Origin of the sequence: Nonomuraea gerenzanensis, assembly GCF_020215645.1 — a bacterium.
Classification (GTDB): domain Bacteria; phylum Actinomycetota; class Actinomycetes; order Streptosporangiales; family Streptosporangiaceae; genus Nonomuraea; species Nonomuraea gerenzanensis.
On sequence record NZ_CP084058.1, the window covers coordinates 5,463,145 to 5,479,063 of the forward strand.

The 15,919-nt window shown below is 72.8% G+C and carries 14 protein-coding genes and 1 pseudogene; 4 read left to right on the forward strand and 11 right to left on the reverse strand.

Features of this window, described 5'->3' with window-relative positions:
- The 11 genes from LCN96_RS25600 to LCN96_RS25650 form a co-directional block, all read right to left on the reverse strand.
- A complete protein-coding gene (locus tag LCN96_RS25600; protein ID WP_225275427.1) occupies positions 1–1,206 on the reverse strand; it encodes a macrolide family glycosyltransferase in 1,206 nt (401 codons plus the stop codon).
- Entirely contained in the window at positions 1,203–2,183 is a 981-nt protein-coding gene (locus LCN96_RS25605) for a patatin-like phospholipase family protein (protein ID WP_225275428.1), read from the reverse strand. Before LCN96_RS25605 ends, LCN96_RS25600 begins: the two co-directional genes overlap by 4 nt.
- 73 nt (positions 2,184–2,256) lie before the next feature.
- A complete protein-coding gene (locus LCN96_RS25610; protein WP_225275429.1) occupies positions 2,257–3,096 on the reverse strand; it encodes an aldo/keto reductase in 840 nt (279 codons plus the stop codon).
- Positions 3,093–3,878 carry a nitroreductase gene (locus tag LCN96_RS25615; protein WP_225275430.1) on the reverse strand — a complete coding sequence of 262 codons (786 nt, stop codon included), beginning with the start codon at positions 3,876–3,878 and terminating at the stop codon, positions 3,093–3,095. Before LCN96_RS25615 ends, LCN96_RS25610 begins: the two co-directional genes overlap by 4 nt.
- A 125-nt stretch (positions 3,879–4,003) precedes the next feature.
- Entirely contained in the window at positions 4,004–4,477 is a 474-nt protein-coding gene (locus tag LCN96_RS25620; RefSeq protein ID WP_225275431.1) for a MarR family winged helix-turn-helix transcriptional regulator, read from the reverse strand.
- A gap of 96 nt (positions 4,478–4,573) precedes the next feature.
- Positions 4,574–6,274, reverse strand: coding sequence for a CBM35 domain-containing protein (locus LCN96_RS25625; RefSeq protein WP_225275432.1), 1,701 nt, complete (start codon positions 6,272–6,274; stop codon positions 4,574–4,576).
- A gap of 1 nt (position 6,275) precedes the next feature.
- Positions 6,276–8,174 (reverse strand): glycoside hydrolase family 127 protein, encoded by a 1,899-nt coding sequence (locus LCN96_RS25630; protein WP_225275433.1) that lies wholly within the window; start codon positions 8,172–8,174, stop codon positions 6,276–6,278.
- 19 nt (positions 8,175–8,193) lie between these two features.
- On the reverse strand, positions 8,194–9,000 hold the full coding sequence (locus LCN96_RS25635; protein ID WP_225275434.1) for a carbohydrate ABC transporter permease: 807 nt from the start codon (positions 8,998–9,000) through the stop codon (positions 8,194–8,196).
- Complete coding sequence (locus LCN96_RS25640) at positions 8,997–9,926, reverse strand: carbohydrate ABC transporter permease (protein ID WP_225275435.1); 930 nt, start codon at positions 9,924–9,926, stop codon at positions 8,997–8,999. Before LCN96_RS25640 ends, LCN96_RS25635 begins: the two co-directional genes overlap by 4 nt.
- Positions 9,927–9,937: 11 nt before the next feature.
- Positions 9,938–11,194 (reverse strand): sugar ABC transporter substrate-binding protein, encoded by a 1,257-nt coding sequence (locus LCN96_RS25645; protein ID WP_225275436.1) that lies wholly within the window; start codon positions 11,192–11,194, stop codon positions 9,938–9,940.
- 65 nt (positions 11,195–11,259) lie between these two features.
- Entirely contained in the window at positions 11,260–12,282 is a 1,023-nt protein-coding gene (locus LCN96_RS25650) for a LacI family DNA-binding transcriptional regulator (protein WP_225275437.1), read from the reverse strand.
- 501 nt (positions 12,283–12,783) lie between these two features.
- Between LCN96_RS25650 and LCN96_RS57450 the strand changes: the two are divergent.
- The 4 genes and pseudogenes from LCN96_RS57450 to LCN96_RS25670 all read left to right on the forward strand — a co-directional run.
- Positions 12,784–13,092 (forward strand): annotated as a pseudogene (locus LCN96_RS57450) (ATP-binding cassette domain-containing protein); the annotation flags it as partial.
- A 367-nt stretch (positions 13,093–13,459) separates the two neighbouring features.
- On the forward strand, positions 13,460–13,810 hold the full coding sequence (locus tag LCN96_RS25660; RefSeq protein WP_225275438.1) for a beta/alpha barrel domain-containing protein: 351 nt from the start codon (positions 13,460–13,462) through the stop codon (positions 13,808–13,810).
- A gap of 353 nt (positions 13,811–14,163) precedes the next feature.
- A complete protein-coding gene (locus LCN96_RS25665; protein ID WP_225276306.1) occupies positions 14,164–14,439 on the forward strand; it encodes a hypothetical protein in 276 nt (91 codons plus the stop codon).
- A 104-nt stretch (positions 14,440–14,543) separates the two neighbouring features.
- Positions 14,544–15,917 (forward strand): cytochrome ubiquinol oxidase subunit I, encoded by a 1,374-nt coding sequence (locus LCN96_RS25670; RefSeq protein ID WP_225275439.1) that lies wholly within the window; start codon positions 14,544–14,546, stop codon positions 15,915–15,917.
- Positions 15,918–15,919 lie beyond the last annotated feature (2 nt).

Consider the following 15,919-nt stretch of genomic DNA (forward strand, 5'->3'; position numbering starts at 1 on the left):
TCAGCACCCCTGCGGCACTGCCGCCCGCCCGGCCCGGCGCAGGTAGCTCTCCAGCTCGTCGGCGGCGCGCAGGTAGCCGCCCGCGTCGCGCTGGGCCCGCCGCACGGCGGCCGCCGCGCTCCGGAAGCGGGGCTCGCCGAGCAGACGCCCGGCCAGGGCCCGCACCGCTTCTGCGGTGACGTCCTGGGGAGGCAGGGCCAGGCCGGCGCCGAGCTCGACGACCCGCCCGGCCACCATCGGCTGGTCGGCGCCCTGCGGCAGCACCAGCATCGGCACCCCGGCGTACAGGGCCTCGTTCACGCTGTTCATCCCCCCGTGCGTGACGAACAGCGCCGCACGCGCCAGCACCTCCGGCTGCGGTACGCGGCGCCGCGCCAGGACGTCGGCCGGCAACGGCTCCAGCGCGGCGGGGTCGGTGCGCCCGGTGGAGACGACCACGGTGCCGCCCAGCGGGGCGAGCGCGGCGGCCAGGGTGCGCAGCAGCTCAGGACCGGCGTCGAAGACGGTGCCCAGCGAGGCGTACACCACCGGATCGCGCAGGCGATCAGCCGGGAACGACGGGTCGGGCGGGCGCGCGCCCAGGCTCGGGCCGACGAACCGGTAGGACCCGTCGAAGGCGCCGGCCCCCGGCTGGAACATCCGCGAGGTGAAGACCAGGTTGAGCGGCTCGCGCACGTTCGCCAGGTCGATCAGCGGCAACCCGCGGGTGTCGTAGCGGCGCGAGAGCCCCCACCGCGCCCGCAGGTAGCCCCGGACGGTGCGGGGCCGGGCCGCCGCCGCGCCCAGCAGCTCCCACGAGGCGCGGGTGGGGCTCGGCGCGTGCCGGTCGAACGCGAACGTGGTGTACGCCGCAGCAGCCGGCACCCCCAGCTCGCGGGCGGCGACCGCGCCCCACGGGCAGGCGGAGCCGTGCACGATCAGGTCGGGCCGGATCCGCCGCAGGTCCGCCAGCACGGCGGGCAGCAGGTCCGCGGCGGTGCGCGCGAGCCCGTCCAGCATCGTCACCGGCAGCGGCGGGTCGGGCAGCGGCCGGTCGCCGCCGGGATGGCGGTGCACGATCGCGCCGGCGGCCTCGATCTCCCGGGCGAAGGCGGGCGAGGTGTGATAGGTGACGGTGTGGCCACGGCGGACCAGCTCGGCCACGACCGGCAGCGTCGGGTTGACGTGCCCGTGCAGGGCGAGGTTGAGGAAGGCGACGGTGCTCATCGGGCGGCCTCCTCCACGACGGCGCGGGCCTCGTCCGGGGCGGCCGGTGGGCTCTGGGCCCGGTACAGGCCCGGCCCGCTGACGCGCAGCCCGTCGAGGAAGCGGCCCGCCGTGTGGCAGGCGGTGCGGATCAGCCGCCGGGAATGGCGGAAGTCCCACGGGGCGGGCCAGCTGTCCACGCCGGTGGGCAGCACGACGGTCGGGATCCGCCCGGACACCTCGTCCAGGTCCCGCTCGATCTGGTGCCGCAACAGCAGCAGCCCGGCCCGGGCGGCGACCCCGCCGGCCCACCTGGGCGGGCCCGCCGGGCGCGGCGCCGAGCTGGTCTGCCCGGTCGAGAGCACGACCACGCTGGCCGCGCCCGCCTGCAGCGCCGCCCGTACCGGGACGAAGGCGATCACGCCGCCGTCGACGAGTGTCCGGCCCTCCCGACGTACCGGAGGCAGGATGCCGGGGATGGCCGCGCTGGCCAGCAGCGCCGACGCGAGGTCCCCGCGGTCGAGCAGCACCTGGGCGCCGGTCGTCAGGTCCATGGCCACGGCGGTGAAGGGCACCGCCAGCTCCTCGACCCGCGACGGCAGCGCGGCCCCGTCGATCAGCCGGCGCAGGCCCCGGTCGGCGCAGACGCCGCCCCGGGAGGGCAGGCAGCCGAACGGGAACACCTCGCGGCGCCGCGCGCGCGTCCAGACGAGATCCAGCCAGGGCGCGGCGCTGCCGGGGTGGGCGGCCGCGATCGCGCCGTTGAGCGCGCCCACCGACGTCCCGACGATCAGGTCCGGGACGAATCCCCGCTGCTCCAGTGCGTACCCGACGCCGACCTGCGCGGCCCCGAGCACTCCGCCGCCCCCCGCCACCACCGCCACGGGACGGGGCAGGGAGCACAAGCCCGCCGGCAGGCGGCTCGACGGTGCGGAGTGCGCCCGCTCGCGGCCGTCGACGGCCGGGCAGGCCGATCTGCGATGGTTGGTAACCCTCATGGTGTCCGTCCTCTCACTACGGCGCCTCATGTGGATCGGTTGCTCAGGAGCGGCGGGGGACTTGCTCGTGCGGTCAGGCGAGGTCGGCGAGGTCCTCCTCGGTGAGCACGACCGACCGGGTGGCCAGGTTCTCCTCCAGGTGGGCCACCGAACCGGTGCCAGGGATGGCCAGCACCACCGGCGACAGGGCCAGCAGCCAGGCCAGGGCGATCTGGCGGGCGGTGGCGCCGTGCCGTCCGGCGACCTTGGCCAGGCCGGGGTCGTCCAGGGCGGCCCGGCCGCCGCCGAGCGGGAAGAAGGGCACGAAGGCGATGCCGGCCCGCGTGCAGGCGTCCAGGACGGCCGTCTCGGCGCGGCCGGCCAGGTGAAAGTGGTTCTGCACGGCCGCGACGGGGGCGATCGCCCGGGCTTCGGCCAGGTGGGCGGCATCGACGTTGCTGATGCCCAGATGCCGGATCAGGCCCTCCTCGCGCAGCGCGGCGAGCGCCTCGAAGCGCTCGGCGAGCGACTGGCCGTGCGGCGGCTCCGACTTGCCGATGCGCAGATAGACCAGGTCCAGGCGGTCGAGGCCGAGGCTCTCCAGGTTGGCTTCGACCTGGGGCCGCAGCTCGGCGGCGGTGGCCTGGCGCGGGCCGCCCGGCCCGAAGACCGGGCCGACCTTGGTGGCGATCACCAGGCCGCCGGGGTACGGGGACAGGGCTTCGCGGATCACCGCGTTGGCGCTGACCGAGCCGTCCTGGTCGCGGTAGAAGTGGGCGGTGTCGAGGTGGTCGACCCCGAGCTCGACGGCGCGGCGCAGGACGGCGCCCGCGGGCGCGGGGCCGCGCCCGGGGCCGCCCTGGAGCAGGCGCATGGCGCCGAAGCCGAGCCGGTCGATCGTCAGGTCGCCGCCGAGGCGGAACTGGCTGGTCATGTCTCTCCCCGTGAGGTGGTGTGCTGTCGCAGGCGCCTGCCGTCCGCGTGGATCCACCGCACCGGCGCGCGGGAGCCGCGCGGCGCGCGGCGGCAGCCGCTCCGGGGCGGCGCCGCGGTGTCCCCGACGAACGTGACCGTCTCATGGAGCGGCGCGCGGCCCGTGCGGACGTACGTGACCGAGACGTCCTCGAACCCGATCGACAGCCCGCAGAAGAGGATCAGCTCCTCCGGCGGACGCAGCACCTCCGCGACCGTCCTGCGGAACACCGACCAGGACATCTGCGGGCAGCTGTGCAGCCCCTCGGCGCGCAGCAGCAGCATGACGGTCTGCAGGTACATGCCGAGGTCGGCCCACTGGGGCGGCCCCATGTCGCGGTCGATGTAGCAGAACAGGGCGGCCGGCGCGCCGAAGCAGTCCCAGTTGCCGGCCGCGGCCCGCTGGCGCGCCTCCCAGTCCTCGCGCGCGATCCCCAGCGCCCCGTAGCGCTCCCGCCCGAAGGCGGAGCGGCGCTCACGGTACGGGGACTTCAGCGCGGCGGGGTACATCTCGTACTCGCGCTCGTCCCAGGGGTCGTTCGCGGCCAGGCGCTCGCCGGCGCGCCTCTTGATCTCGGCCAGCGGCTCGCCGGTCACCGCGTAGACGTGCCACGGCTGGAGGTTCGACCCGGACGGCGCCCAGGCCGCGGCCGACAGCACGCGCTCCAGCACCTCCCTCGGGACGGGCCGGCCGGTGAACCCGCGCACCGCGCGGCGGCTCGTGACGGCCTCGTAGACCTCCATGATCATGACCTCCTCGCCTGCTCGGCGGGTCTTTTCGTTTCACTCATTATCGTATCAGACGATATAGTATCATTCAATACGATTTCGAGACCTGGGTATCCCAAGACAGAGGGGAGGATGAGGCCTTACGCCTCGCCGGCCGGGGGATAGGCGATCCGGGTCAGCAGCTCCTTCAGCCGCTCGGCCTCCTCCGGCTCCAGGCCGGCGACCAGGTGCCTGGCCGGCGACTCCGCCGCCACGTGGGCCGCGTCGAACAGCTCCACGCCCGCGGGCGTGATCTCCACCATCCGCACCCGGCGGTCACCCGGGACGGTCCTGCGTACGGCCAGCCCCTTGCGCTCCAGGTCGTCCACGGCCCGCATGACCCCGGCCTTGTCCGAGCCCGTCGTCGCCGCCAGGTCCCGCTGCACCGTGGGCCCCCGGTCCATCAGCACGATCAGCACGGCGAAGTGCCGCAGCTCGATGCCGAGCGGCCGCAGCGCCTCCGTCATCACCGCCGCCGCGCGCCAGTGCGCCTGGCGCAGCAGCAGGCCGAGGGCGAAGGGCGAGGTGTCCCCGGGGCGGTCGGTCGCGCGCGAAGAAGGAACGTCTGCGGTCATGGTGACATGTTACCGAATGTCATTTCATCCGCGACGGTATCACGTGAGATGAAATGTCGGCGGGTGGACCCGGCGTGCCGGGTCCACCCGGGTGGATCAGGTGAGCTGGATGTAGTCCAGCTCGGCGTAGCCGGTGCCCCCCGCGAAGTACGGCGAGCCCTTGGCCAGGCGGATCACGTTGTACCCGGCACGCAGGTTCACGGTGGTGCTGACGGTGGCGCCGAACTGGCCCCACCCGGCGGTCGGCGGGTAGCTGACCGTGCTCCAGGCGCCGCCGTTGTAGGCCAGGCCCTGCGTGGCCGTGGCACCGGTGCCGTTGGCGTAGCCGATCGTCATGGTGTACGCGCGGGCGGCGGGCACGTTGACGACGAAGTCGACGTAGCTGTCGGTGCGCGGGGTGCCGGAGTTGTCGATGCGGCCGACGTAACCGCCGCCGGACGCGCTCGCGGACGTCAGCCGCTGGGCGCGGAAGACCGAGGCGTTCTCGGCCTCGTAGCGCTGCTGATAGGCGGGCACGCCGGTGGCCGGCTCGACGACGAGCTGGTAGGCGCTGGTGGCGACCATGTTCGGCACGGAGACGCTGAGCTGGCCGCCCGAGATGGTGCGGGTGGTGGTGGAGACGGTGGTGGGGGCGGCCACGGCGGTGAAGCGCCCGCTGGAGGGGGTGGACAGGAGGGTGACGCGGACGCTGGAGCCCAGCGCGCCGAGGCCGGTCAGGTTGACCGTGTTGGTGCCCGCCTCGTCACCGAACACGACGTTGACGATCCTGCGGGTGGGGTCGTAGGCGGCGAAGCCGTCCAGGCCGCTCTGGCCGCCCGGCGTCGTGGTGACCATGTTGCCGGCCATGTCGCCGTACCACTTGTACAGCCACCACGTGCCGGTCGGCTGGTTGCCGTTGACGACCAGGCCGTTCATGGTGCCGTACTCGTACCAGAAGGCGCGGTGCGCGGACTCGACGCCGCCGCGCTCGAGCTTGGCGACGTAGCTGGCTACCCGGCCGGGCACGTCCACCTCGGTGGGGGCGGCGTACTCGTTGATGGAGACGCGGCGCGGGCTGATGCCCAGCGACGCCTCCAGGTTGCGGTAGTCGGCGAGGTCGGCGGCGATCCTGGCGGGGTTCTGCAGCTCGTGCCAGCAGATGATGTCGGGCAGCGTGCCGGTGTCCCTGGCGCGGGTCAGGAACGCCTGCATCCAGGAGCGGTTGTAGACGGCGGTGCTGGGGCCGACGATCGGCGTCTGCGGGTCCAGGGCCCGCACGGCCCGGTACGTACGCACCCAGCCGTCGTTGAAGTTGCCCGCGGCGGCGGTGTTCCAGGTGTAGTCGGGCTCGTTCCAGAGCTCCCAGCCGATGACGTTGGTGACGGTGGTGGCGTTGAGCCGGGCCCTGACCATGGTGTCGACCTTGGCCAGCCAGTCGTCCCAGCTCACCCACCGGTAGGGGAAGTCGGGATAGATGTCCGGCATCCGGATGAACTGGCCGGCCCCCACGCGGGTGGCCTGCGGGGCGATGAGCAGCGAGTCGCCGCCGGGAGGCTGGCCGTTGGGCCGCTGCCCGACGCCGGGGGCGGGCTGCGTCAGCGAGTTCACCTTGATCGGCAGCAGGGTGGAGTCGGCCGGGCGGGAGTTCTCGGCCAGGCCGTACAGGCCGCCGGAGGCGGCGTGGGTGACGGGGCGGAACGGCTGGGCGACGTTGACGGTGAGCGTGGCGCCGGCCGCGGCGGCGGGGGAGGCGGCGACCGTCATGGAGGCGGCGGCGGTTGTGAGCGCTAACAGCAGTGCTCTGACGCGTGGACGCATGTCACTCTCCTTCGGGGTGGGGGGTGGAGACGGGCAGCCAGACGCGCATGCCCGCAGGGCCCCGCTGGGCCCAGGTGCGGTAGGGCCGCAGCGGGAGGTCGATCCACCGGGCGTCACCCGTGAGGGCCGCCTGGTGGGTGAGATAGGGCCAGCCCCCGCCGGGGTGGGCGGGCAGCAGGGCGCGGGCCAGCGCCGCGCCGTCGCCTGCCTTGAGCCCGGCGCCCGTGTCGATCACGAGGGCGTCGAGGGCGTCCGGGCCGGGCAGGTCGCGGGACTCGGCGCAGAGCACCTCGGGGCCGCGCTCGACGGCCACGCAGCCGCGCACCGCGTCGATGCGCGGATCGGGCCAGGTGAAGCGGGGCTCCACCGGCAGGTCGAGCGTGATGACGTCGCTCGCGCGGAAGGCCCGCCGCAGCTGGGCCACGCCGGGGGCGACCTCGCGGGTGCGGCCAGCGTCGGTCAGCGTCGCTCCGGCCGCCCAGGCGGGCACGCGCAGGGCGAGCGTCCACGGCGCGGCGGCGTCGGCGGTGATCCGCACCCGGACGGTCCCCGTGCGCGGGTAGCCGGTCTCGACCTCCACGGCCGCCCGCCGGCCGTCCGGCAGCTCGGCGCTGATCGAGCAGGGGGCGTACTGGTGCAGCTGCAGGCCGTCGTCGTCGCTGGTGGCGAGATAGCCGTGCAGGCTGGCCAGGGTGCGGGCGACGTTGGTGGGGCAGCAGGAGACGTCGAACCAGGCGGCCCTGGTGCCGCCCTCGGCGCGCGGGCTCACCTCGTCCGGGTCGGCGGACCTGCCGGGCGTGCGCTGGTGGAGGGGGTTGGCGTAGAAGAAGGCCCGGCCGTCGGGGCTCGGCGAGGCGGCTACGACGTTGTACAGCGTGCGCTCGATCAGGTCGGCGTAGCGCGCGTCGCCGGTGGCCAGCAGGAGCCGCCACGACACCATGACCGAGGCGACGCCCGCGCAGGTCTCGCAGTAGGCGCGGTCCGGCGGCAGCTCCCAGTCCTCGCCGAAGCCCTCGTCCTGGTGGCGCGAGCCCATGCCGCCGGTGATGTACGTGCGGCGCGCCACCGAGCGCTCCCACTGCCGCTCCACCGCCTGCAGCAGCTCGTCGTCGCGGCGCTCGACCGCCACGTCCACGGCCGCCGCGGTGAGATAGAGGGCCCGGACGGCGTGGCCGCGCCAGACGCCGGCCTCCCGGATGGGCAGGTCGTCCTGGAAGTAGGCGCGGCCGAGCGGGATGTCGCGCAGCGTGCCGTGGCCGCGCCGGTCGAGGAACAGGCGGGCCTGCTCGACGTAGCGGTCCTCGCCGGTGGCGCGGCCGAACTCGGCCAGGCCGACCTCGATCTCCGGGTGCCCGCAGATCCCGGCCAGGCCGAACGTGCGGCACACGTGGTCGGCGGCCCGGCGCGCGAGGCGTACCAGGTCGTCCTCGCCGTGCGTGCGCAGCCGCGCGACGGCGGCCTGCAGCAGGTGGCCGGTGTTGTACAGCTCGTGGCCGCCTTCGAGGTCGCTGTAGCGGGGCGGCTGGTCCCCGTGGCCGAAGCAGGTGTTGAGGTAGCCGTCGGGGTCCTGGGCGCGGGCGATCCGGGCGGTGAGCCGTTCGATCGCGGCCTCGGCCTCCGGGGCGCCCGTCCGCGCGGCCTCCCAGGCCAGGGCCTCCAGCAGCTTGTAGACCTCGGAGTCGGAGAACGGCCAGCCGGGCCGGTCGGGGCCGGTCGTCCCGTCCGCCACCCGGTCGAAGTTGGCCAGCCAGCCGAGGCGCTCCATCCACGCCTCGCAGTGGGCGAGCGTGGCCGAGGCGTTCACGGCCTGCCGCTCGTGCCAGAAGCCGCCGGTGAGGCGGACCTGGGCGAGCCCGAGCGGGCGCACCCGGCCGTGGGAGGGCAGCACGGGGCTGCTCATAGGGCGCATACCTTTCTTGTCAGTCCTTCACGGCGCCCGCGGTGACCCCGGCGGCGATGTAGCGCTGCGCGAGGATCAGCAGGAAGGCCGCGGGGATGGACGCGATCACGGCGGTCGCCATGATCGAGTTCCACTGCGTGGTGTTGTTGCCGATGTAGCGGAAGATGCCGAGCGTGATGGGGATGACGTCGCTGTTGCGGTTGAGCGTGGAGGCGAAGATGAAGTCCGACCACGCCCACAGGAACGTGAACAGCGACACGGTGATCACCGAGTTGCGGCTCAGCGGCAGGATGATCGAGCGGAACGTCCGCCAGGTGCTCGCCCCGTCGATCTGCGCCGCCGACAGCAGCTCGCCGGGGATGCCCGCCATGAACGCCCGGAACAGCAGCACCCCGAACGGCACGGCGAGCGTCGAGTCGGCCACGATCAGCCCCGGGACGGTGTTGAGCAGGCCGAGCCTGATGTAGATCGCGTAGAAGCCCATGGCCATGACGACCGCGGGGATCATCTGGGCGACCAGCAGCAGGAAGTCGATCGCCCGGCCGCCGCGCGGGCGCAGCTTGGCCAGCGCGTAGCCGGCCGGCAGCGACACCGCGAGCGTGAGCACGACCGTGCCCAGGCCGATGAACAGGCTGGTGGCCAGGGCCGGCAGCTGCTGCCCGAAGGCCGCGGCGTACCCCTCGAACGTGGGGTTCCACGGGAACCAGTGCGGCGGGTCGGCCCGCATGTCGCTCGTCTTCGTGAGCGAGACGTTGACCATCCAGTAGACCGGGAAGAGCATCACCGCCACCAGGACGACGCCCACGGCCGTCTTCCACGCTCTCATGGGGCCTCCCTCTGCAGCCGCACGTGCACCAGCCCGGCGGCGAAGGCGATGAGGATGAGCAGGTTGCCGACCGCCGCCGCGGGGGAGAAGTCGGGCTGCCCGGTGCCGAACGCCTCCCGGTAGGACCAGATGGCCAGCGTCGTCGAGGCGTCCGCCGGCCCGCCCCTGGTCATGATCCAGATGATGTCGACGACCTTGAGCGTGTAGATCAGGCCGAGCAGCAGCGTGATCGCCGACACCGGGCGCAGCAGCGGGAACGTGATGCGCCGGAACTGCTGCCACCCGTTCGCGCCGTCGAGCCCGGCGGCCTCGTACAGGGTGGCCGGGATGTTCTGCAGCCCCGCGTACAGGATGACCAGGTTGAACGGGACGCCGAGCCAGATGTTGGCGATCGTGACCGCCAGCAGCGAGGTGTCGGGCGAGGTCAGCCAGTTGATCTGGCCGATCCCGAACGCCTGCAGGGCCGCGTTGACGATCCCGTTCTCGCTGTTGAGCATCCACGACCACGTCGAGGCGGACACGATCAGCGGCAGCAGCCACGGCACCAGGAACATCGCGCGCAGCACCGCCGACAGCCGGAAGCCGCGGTGGAAGAAGACCGCCAGGGCCAGGCCGAGCGCGTACTGCGCGGCGATGGAGCCCAGGGTGAACAGCGCCGTGTTGCCCAGCGCGCGCAGGAACGCCTCGTCGGACAGGATCGTGACGTAGTTCGCCAGGCCGGTGAACTCCGGGTTGCCCTGGATGAAGGCGCGGGGCGTGTAGTCGTGCAGGCTGAGCTCGATGTTGCGGTAGAGCGGGTAGGCGTAGAACAGCAGCAGGTAGACGATCAGCGGCGCGAGGAAGGCCAGGGTCGTCCACCGCAGGGGCCGCCGCGCCGCCCGGTGCGCGGGGCGGGCGAGCGCCCCGGCGGTGCGGGTCGATGCCATGGGGTCTCCGATCAGTCGCCGGTGGCCTGCTGGGCCTGCGCCTGGGCGTCCTTGAGCGCGTCAGCCGGGCTCGCCGCGCCGCTCAGCGCCTTCTGCACGCCGGTCCACAGGGCCTCGGAGATCTTGGGGTACTTGGTGCCGAGGTTGTCGCTGGTGCGGCCCTTGGCCGACTGGACGGCCGCCACCCACGGCTTCAGGCCCGGCTCCTCGGCGAGGATGGCCTGCTGGCCGTCGGCGGTGGAGGGGATGTAGTACGCGAAGGTGGTGCCGGTCTCGACCAGGCCCTCCGGCGTGGTCATGCATTCGAGGATCTTCTTGGTGACGTCGTAGCGCTTGGTGTCCTTCTGCACCGGGACCGTGATGAACTCGCCGCCCGTGGGCGTGGCGGCGGTTCCGCCGTCCTTGCCGGGGATCTGCACGATGCCGGTCGGGAAGCCCGCCTCGGCGGCGCTGTTGATCTGCCAGGTGCCGTTCTCGGCGAAGGCGAACTCGCCGGTCAGGAACTCCTCCCAGGTGGTGTTCTGGGAGTTGCTGATCACCGAGTTGGGGGCCAGGCCGTCCTTGAGCCAGGAGCTCCACAGCTGCAGGGCCTCGACGGCCTGCGGCGAGTCGAGCTGCGTGAGCTGGGCGCCGGCGCCCCAGAACCAGGGCAGGAACTGGAAGGAGCCCTCCTCGGTGCCGATGGCGGCGAACGTGATCGGCTTCTTGCCCGCGGCCTTGACCTTCTTCAGCGCCGCGTTCAGCGACGCCCAGTCCTTGATCGTCGCGGGGTCCACCCCGGCGTCGTCGAGGATCTTCTTGTTGTAGTAGAGGGCGAGCGTGTTGGCGCCGATGGGGATGCCGTACGTCTTGCCGTTCAGCTCGCCGGCCGCGATGAGGTTCTTGTCGAACCGGTTCACCTCCAGGCCGAAATCAGACATCGCGGTCAGCATGCCGGCGTCCGCCAGGGTCGAGACGGCCGGGTTGTCCAGCAGGATGACGTCGGGCGCGTTGCCCTCCTGGCCTGCGAGCAGGGCCTGGTTGGTCAGGGCGGTGGTGTCGTAGGCGGTGCGCTCGATGGTGACGCCGGCCTGCTGCCCGCAGGCGCCGACCCGCTTGGCCCACGCGGAGCCCGCGTCGTGCTGGGGGTAGGGGTCCCACCAGGTGTACGCGCCGCCCTCTGTCTCGGCGGCGGTCGTGGTGCCGCCCTGCGGCGGCGTGGAGGCACAGGCGGCCAGGGTCAGAACGGCGGCGCCGATCACGGCGGCCTTCGCGGACGTTCGGTTCATCCGGATTCTCCAGTGTTAGCGCTCACATTGAGCGCCGTAGAACGGGTAGGGCTGTGTTCCCGTGGTCAGCGGGGAAGCGGGGGTGCGGTGCTGCCGAGCGAGACCAGCTCGGGGGAGATGAAGCGCACGACGAACGGCTCCGCGCGCGCCGCCTCGGACTCCACGCGGCGCACGAGCTGGCGCACCGCCATGGCGCCCAGGCGGTCGGGTGCGCTCTCGATGTGGGAGTAGGGCAGGGAGAAGGTCGCGGCGAACTCGGCGGAGTAGCGCCCGATGACCGACAGGTCCTCGGGCACCCGCAGCCCCCGCGCGTGGGTGACGGAGGGCAGCGCCGCCGCGGCCGCCTCGTTGTTGATCAGCAGGCCGGTGGCTTCGGGGTGGGCGTCGAGCAGCTGGTTGAGCAGGCGCCCCACGGCCGGTTGCCGGGACTCGCCGTACACGGCGTGCAGGGTGACGCCGCGCTGGCGGGCGCGTTCGAGTGCGGCGTCGCGCAGGCGCCACACGTACGCGCCGCCCCGCTCCACCACGTGCTCGGGCTGCGAGACGAGGATGAGCTCGCGGTGGCCGAGCCGGTGCAGGTGATCGACCATCACCCGGCCCGCCTCCTCGAAGTCGAGGTCGAAGACGTCCAGCCCCGAGCAGTCACCCGGCAGGCCCACCAGCGCGCCCGGCTGCGGGGCGGCCCGCAGGATGGGCAGGCGGGCGTCGTCCTGCGCGATGTTCAGGAGCACCACGCCGTCCACCATCCGCGAGTCGGTGACGCGCCGCAGCGCCCGCACGCCGTCGGCCTCGGTGACCATCAGCGTGTCGTAGCCGAGGTCGCGGGCGGTGTTCGTGACGCCCAGGATGTACTGCATCATCGCGGGCGCGAACTCGTCCTCGTGGAACTGGGCGAGCAGGCCGAGGACCTTGGTCTGGGCGGTGGCCAGCGCGCGGGCGCCCGCGTTCGGCGTGTACGCCAGCGCCTCGGCCGCCGCCAGCACCCGCTGCCGGACCTCGTCCGAGATGCGGCGCTTGCCTGACAGCGCGTACGACGCCGTGCTGCGGCTCACGCCGGCCTCCCGGGCCACGTCCCCGATGGTCGCCACTCTTACCTCCATGTCTTCGAACCGGTTCGACGCCGAGTCGCGGAAGATTGCTGAGTTGTGGAAGGGAGGGCATGCTCAGCAGGGGTTCGCCCTGTCACGCGTCGGTGCCCGTCACGGACGGGTGTCGCGTTGGCCGCGAACCGGTTCAACGATGTTCTAGACGATCGCTCCTCCGGAAGGAGGTCGTCAAGCCCGGCGCTCGGCGGCGATATCGAATCGTAACCTGCCGGAAACGTCAGCCGGGACCATCGCCTCCCCTCGGTGACCTTCGGCCCCTACCGGACACGCGGCCGGCGCCGGACGCTGAGGGTGCCGGGGCACGCGCGCCGGGCCGGTGCGCGGGCCGGCGTTCTCGCTCGGAAGGGGGCGGTCGTGGTGCGGGATCAGGTGGCTGCCGGCGGGCCGGTCATCGAGGTGTCCGGGCTGGTCAAGCGCTTCGGCGAGCTGGTGGCGGTGGACGGGCTGTCGTTCGGGGTCGGGGAGGGGGAGGTGTTCGGCTTCGTGGGGCCGAACGGCGCGGGCAAGACCACCACGGTCGAATGCGTGGCCGGGCTGCGCGTGCCCGACGCGGGGACGGTGCGCGTGCACGGCCTGGACCCGGTGGCCGATCGTGGCCGGCTCAGGCAACTGCTCGGGATGCAGTTGCAGAGCTCGACGCTGCCGGACCGGCTCAAGGTGTGGGAGGCCGTACGGCTGTACGCCTCCTTCTATCCCCACCCCGCCGACGAGGACGCCCTCCTGGCAGAGGTCGGCCTGGACGGCAGGCGGGAGCGCCGCTTCGGCAAGCTGTCGGGCGGGGAGAAGCAGCGTCTGTCGCTCGCGCTGGCCCTGGTCGGCAACCCGCGGATCGCCATCCTGGACGAGCTGACCACCGGCCTGGACCCGCAGGCCCGCCGCGACACCTGGGCCCTGATCGAACGCATCAGGGACCGGGGCACCACGATCGTCCTGGTCACCCACTACATGGAGGAGGCCGAGCGGTTGTGCGACCGGGTGGCGGTCGTCGCCGCCGGCCGCCTGATCGCCCTGGACGACCCGGCGGGCCTGGTCGGGCAGGCCGGCGACACCGAGCGGGTCACCTTCCGGCCCTCGGCCGACGTGGACCGGAGCCTGCTGGCCGTGCTGCCCGGCGTGACCGGTGTCGTGCGCGAGGGCCGGCGGCTGGTCGGCCGCCACCGTGGAGGCCGACATCGTCAAGCAGAAGCAGCCCGAGTCGAACGGCGGCTTCCGGGCGCTGAACTTCGGCAAGACCTCCGACAAGGTCTACAGCGCGCTGGCCGCCGAGCTGACCCGCTGGCAGGTGGCCAACTGCTACCTGGGACGCGTCGGGCTGATCAACTCCGGCGGGGCCTCCGGCGGGCAGGGCGACCTGGCGCAGGCGGTGCGGACCGCGGTGATCAACAAGCGGCCCGGGGGGATGGGGCTGATCGTGGGCCGCAAGTCCTTCCAGCGGCCGATGGCCGATGGGATCGCGCTGCTGCACGCCGTACAGGACGTCTACCTCGACCCGGACGTCACGCTCGCCTGACAAGTGACGGCGGCGCCGTGCGGGCCCTTCGCCCGCGCGGTGAGGACCAAGGACCCTACGCCCGTCAGGTGGGCGTCACGAGTATGGAGGAAGACACCCGCCGAGGCGAGAGACCCCATCCCCGGCGGCCGTCCGTCCGGCGACAGTGGCAGTCACGATGCTCTGGCCGCGATTCGCGGCAGGTCCGGCCGGGCGGCACGCTCCCATCGTCCGGCGGGTGTCTTCATGTGCCGCGTGCTTGCGGACGGCTGTCCAGCCCTCTGGAGCGTCGACCGGCTCGAAGGTGCAGCCGCCGAAGACGTGCAGGTCGTGCTCGCGGGGCTGGGCCCCACAGGGCGCGGCCGACCCAGGGGATGCCTCGAAGCGGTCGCCAGTTCGCCGGCCGCGCCGCGCGCACCATCGCCACCGTGGCGGCCGGCCTGGCGGACTTCTGCAACCCCGGCACGCTCGTGCTCGGCGGCGGCGTCCTGCGGACCGGCGGCCACCTCCTCATGGAGGGCGTCACGGGCACGGCGCTGCTCGCCATCGAGCATGTCTTCAGCCCCGCGACGCCGCCGCGATGGGTCGAGGACGGCTCGCCGCTCGGCCACGCCGCCGACCTGCAGCGGCTGTCGAGCTCCTTCGCCTGAGCGACGCGGCGGCCGAAGGACACCCGCGGCAGGGACCAAGGTCCCCCCTGGCCGGGCCACACGACCCTGTGGGACGCGACGGCCGTTGTAGGAGCCTGACCGGCATGGACGTCCTGGATCTCTCCCGCTGGCAGTTCGGTGTCACCACCGTCTACCACTTCCTGTTCGTGCCCCTCACCATCGGCCTGTCGATCATCGTGGCCGGCCTGCAGACCGCCTGGTACCGGACGAAGAAGCCGGAGTACCTCCGCCTGACCCGCTTCTGGGGCCGGCTCTTCCTGATCAACTTCGCGATGGGCGTGGTGACCGGCATCGTCCAGGAGTTCCAGTTCGGGATGAACTGGAGCGCCTACTCCCGCTTCGTCGGAGACGTGTTCGGGGCGCCGCTGGCCATGGAGGGACTGATGGCGTTCTTCCTGGAGTCCACCTTCCTCGGCCTGTGGATCTTCGGCTGGGACAAGCTGCCGCCCCGGCTGCACCTGGCCACGATCTGGCTGGCCGCCATCGGCACCAACCTCTCGGCCTACTTCATCCTCGCGGCCAACTCCTGGATGCAGCACCCGGTCGGCTACCGGATCAACAACGGCCGCGCCGAGCTGACCGACATCTGGGCGGTGCTCACCAACTCCACCACCCTGGTCACCTTCCCCCACGTCCTCTTCGGCGCCTTCCTGACCGCCGCGGCCTTCGTGCTCGGCGTCAGCGCCTGGTTCCTGCTCAAGAAGCGGGACACGCCGCTGTTCCGCACCTCCGCGCGGCTGGCCCTGGTCGTCGCACTCGTCTCGGCCGTGGGCGTGTCGTTCTCCGGGCACTGGCAGGCGCAGATCATGACCGAGCAGCAGCCGATGAAGATGGCCGCCGCCGAGGCCCTGTGGGAGGACGAGAGCTCCGCAGGCTTCTCCCTGTTCGCCGTCGGCGACGTCGAGAACGGCCGCAACCACCTCAACCTGCAGATCCCGTACGGCCTGAGCCTGCTGTCCACCAACACCCTGGACGGCAAGGTCGAGGGCATCAACGACATCCAGGCCCGCTACGAGGCCCAGTACGGCCCGGGCGACTACCGGCCCGTCGTCGGCCTGGCGTACTGGTCGTTCCGCCTGATGATCGGCTTCGGCGCGCTGTCGGCGCTGCTCGCCGCCGCCGGGCTCTGGCTGACCAGGCGCGGCAGGCTCCCCGCCGGCCGCTGGGCCTACCGGCTGGCCATCGCCGGGATCGGCCTGCCCTTCCTGGCCAACAGCCTGGGCTGGATCTTCACCGAGCTGGGCCGCCAGCCGTGGACCGTCTTCGGCATCATGCGCACCGCCGCCGCCGTCTCGCCCACCGCGGACGTCACCTCCGTGGCCATCACGCTCACCGGCTTCACCCTCGTCTACGCCGTGCTGGCGGTCATCGAGGTGCGCCTGCTGCTGAAGTTCATCCGCGTCGGGCCGCACGAGCAGGCCGAGCCGGAAGCCCCCGTCCCCGCCCTGAGCTACTAGAA

Excerpts from the sequence above, each read along its gene's own strand:
- LCN96_RS25640 (WP_225275435.1), bottom strand. The coding sequence starts at position 9,926 with ATGGCATCGACCCGCACCGCCGGGGCGCTCGCCCGCCCCGCGCACCGG.
- LCN96_RS25615 (WP_225275430.1), bottom strand. The coding sequence starts at position 3,878 with ATGGAGGTCTACGAGGCCGTCACGAGCCGCCGCGCGGTGCGCGGGTTC.
- LCN96_RS25670 (WP_225275439.1), top strand. The coding sequence starts at position 14,544 with ATGGACGTCCTGGATCTCTCCCGCTGGCAGTTCGGTGTCACCACCGTC.
- LCN96_RS25600 (WP_225275427.1), bottom strand. The coding sequence starts at position 1,206 with ATGAGCACCGTCGCCTTCCTCAACCTCGCCCTGCACGGGCACGTCAAC.
- LCN96_RS25665 (WP_225276306.1), top strand. The coding sequence starts at position 14,164 with ATGCCTCGAAGCGGTCGCCAGTTCGCCGGCCGCGCCGCGCGCACCATC.
- LCN96_RS25610 (WP_225275429.1), bottom strand. The coding sequence starts at position 3,096 with ATGACCAGCCAGTTCCGCCTCGGCGGCGACCTGACGATCGACCGGCTC.
- LCN96_RS25625 (WP_225275432.1), bottom strand. The coding sequence starts at position 6,274 with ATGCGTCCACGCGTCAGAGCACTGCTGTTAGCGCTCACAACCGCCGCC.
- LCN96_RS25605 (WP_225275428.1), bottom strand. The coding sequence starts at position 2,183 with ATGAGGGTTACCAACCATCGCAGATCGGCCTGCCCGGCCGTCGACGGC.
- LCN96_RS25620 (WP_225275431.1), bottom strand. The coding sequence starts at position 4,477 with ATGACCGCAGACGTTCCTTCTTCGCGCGCGACCGACCGCCCCGGGGAC.
- LCN96_RS25630 (WP_225275433.1), bottom strand. The coding sequence starts at position 8,174 with ATGAGCAGCCCCGTGCTGCCCTCCCACGGCCGGGTGCGCCCGCTCGGG.
- LCN96_RS25635 (WP_225275434.1), bottom strand. The coding sequence starts at position 9,000 with ATGAGAGCGTGGAAGACGGCCGTGGGCGTCGTCCTGGTGGCGGTGATG.
- LCN96_RS25645 (WP_225275436.1), bottom strand. The coding sequence starts at position 11,194 with ATGAACCGAACGTCCGCGAAGGCCGCCGTGATCGGCGCCGCCGTTCTG.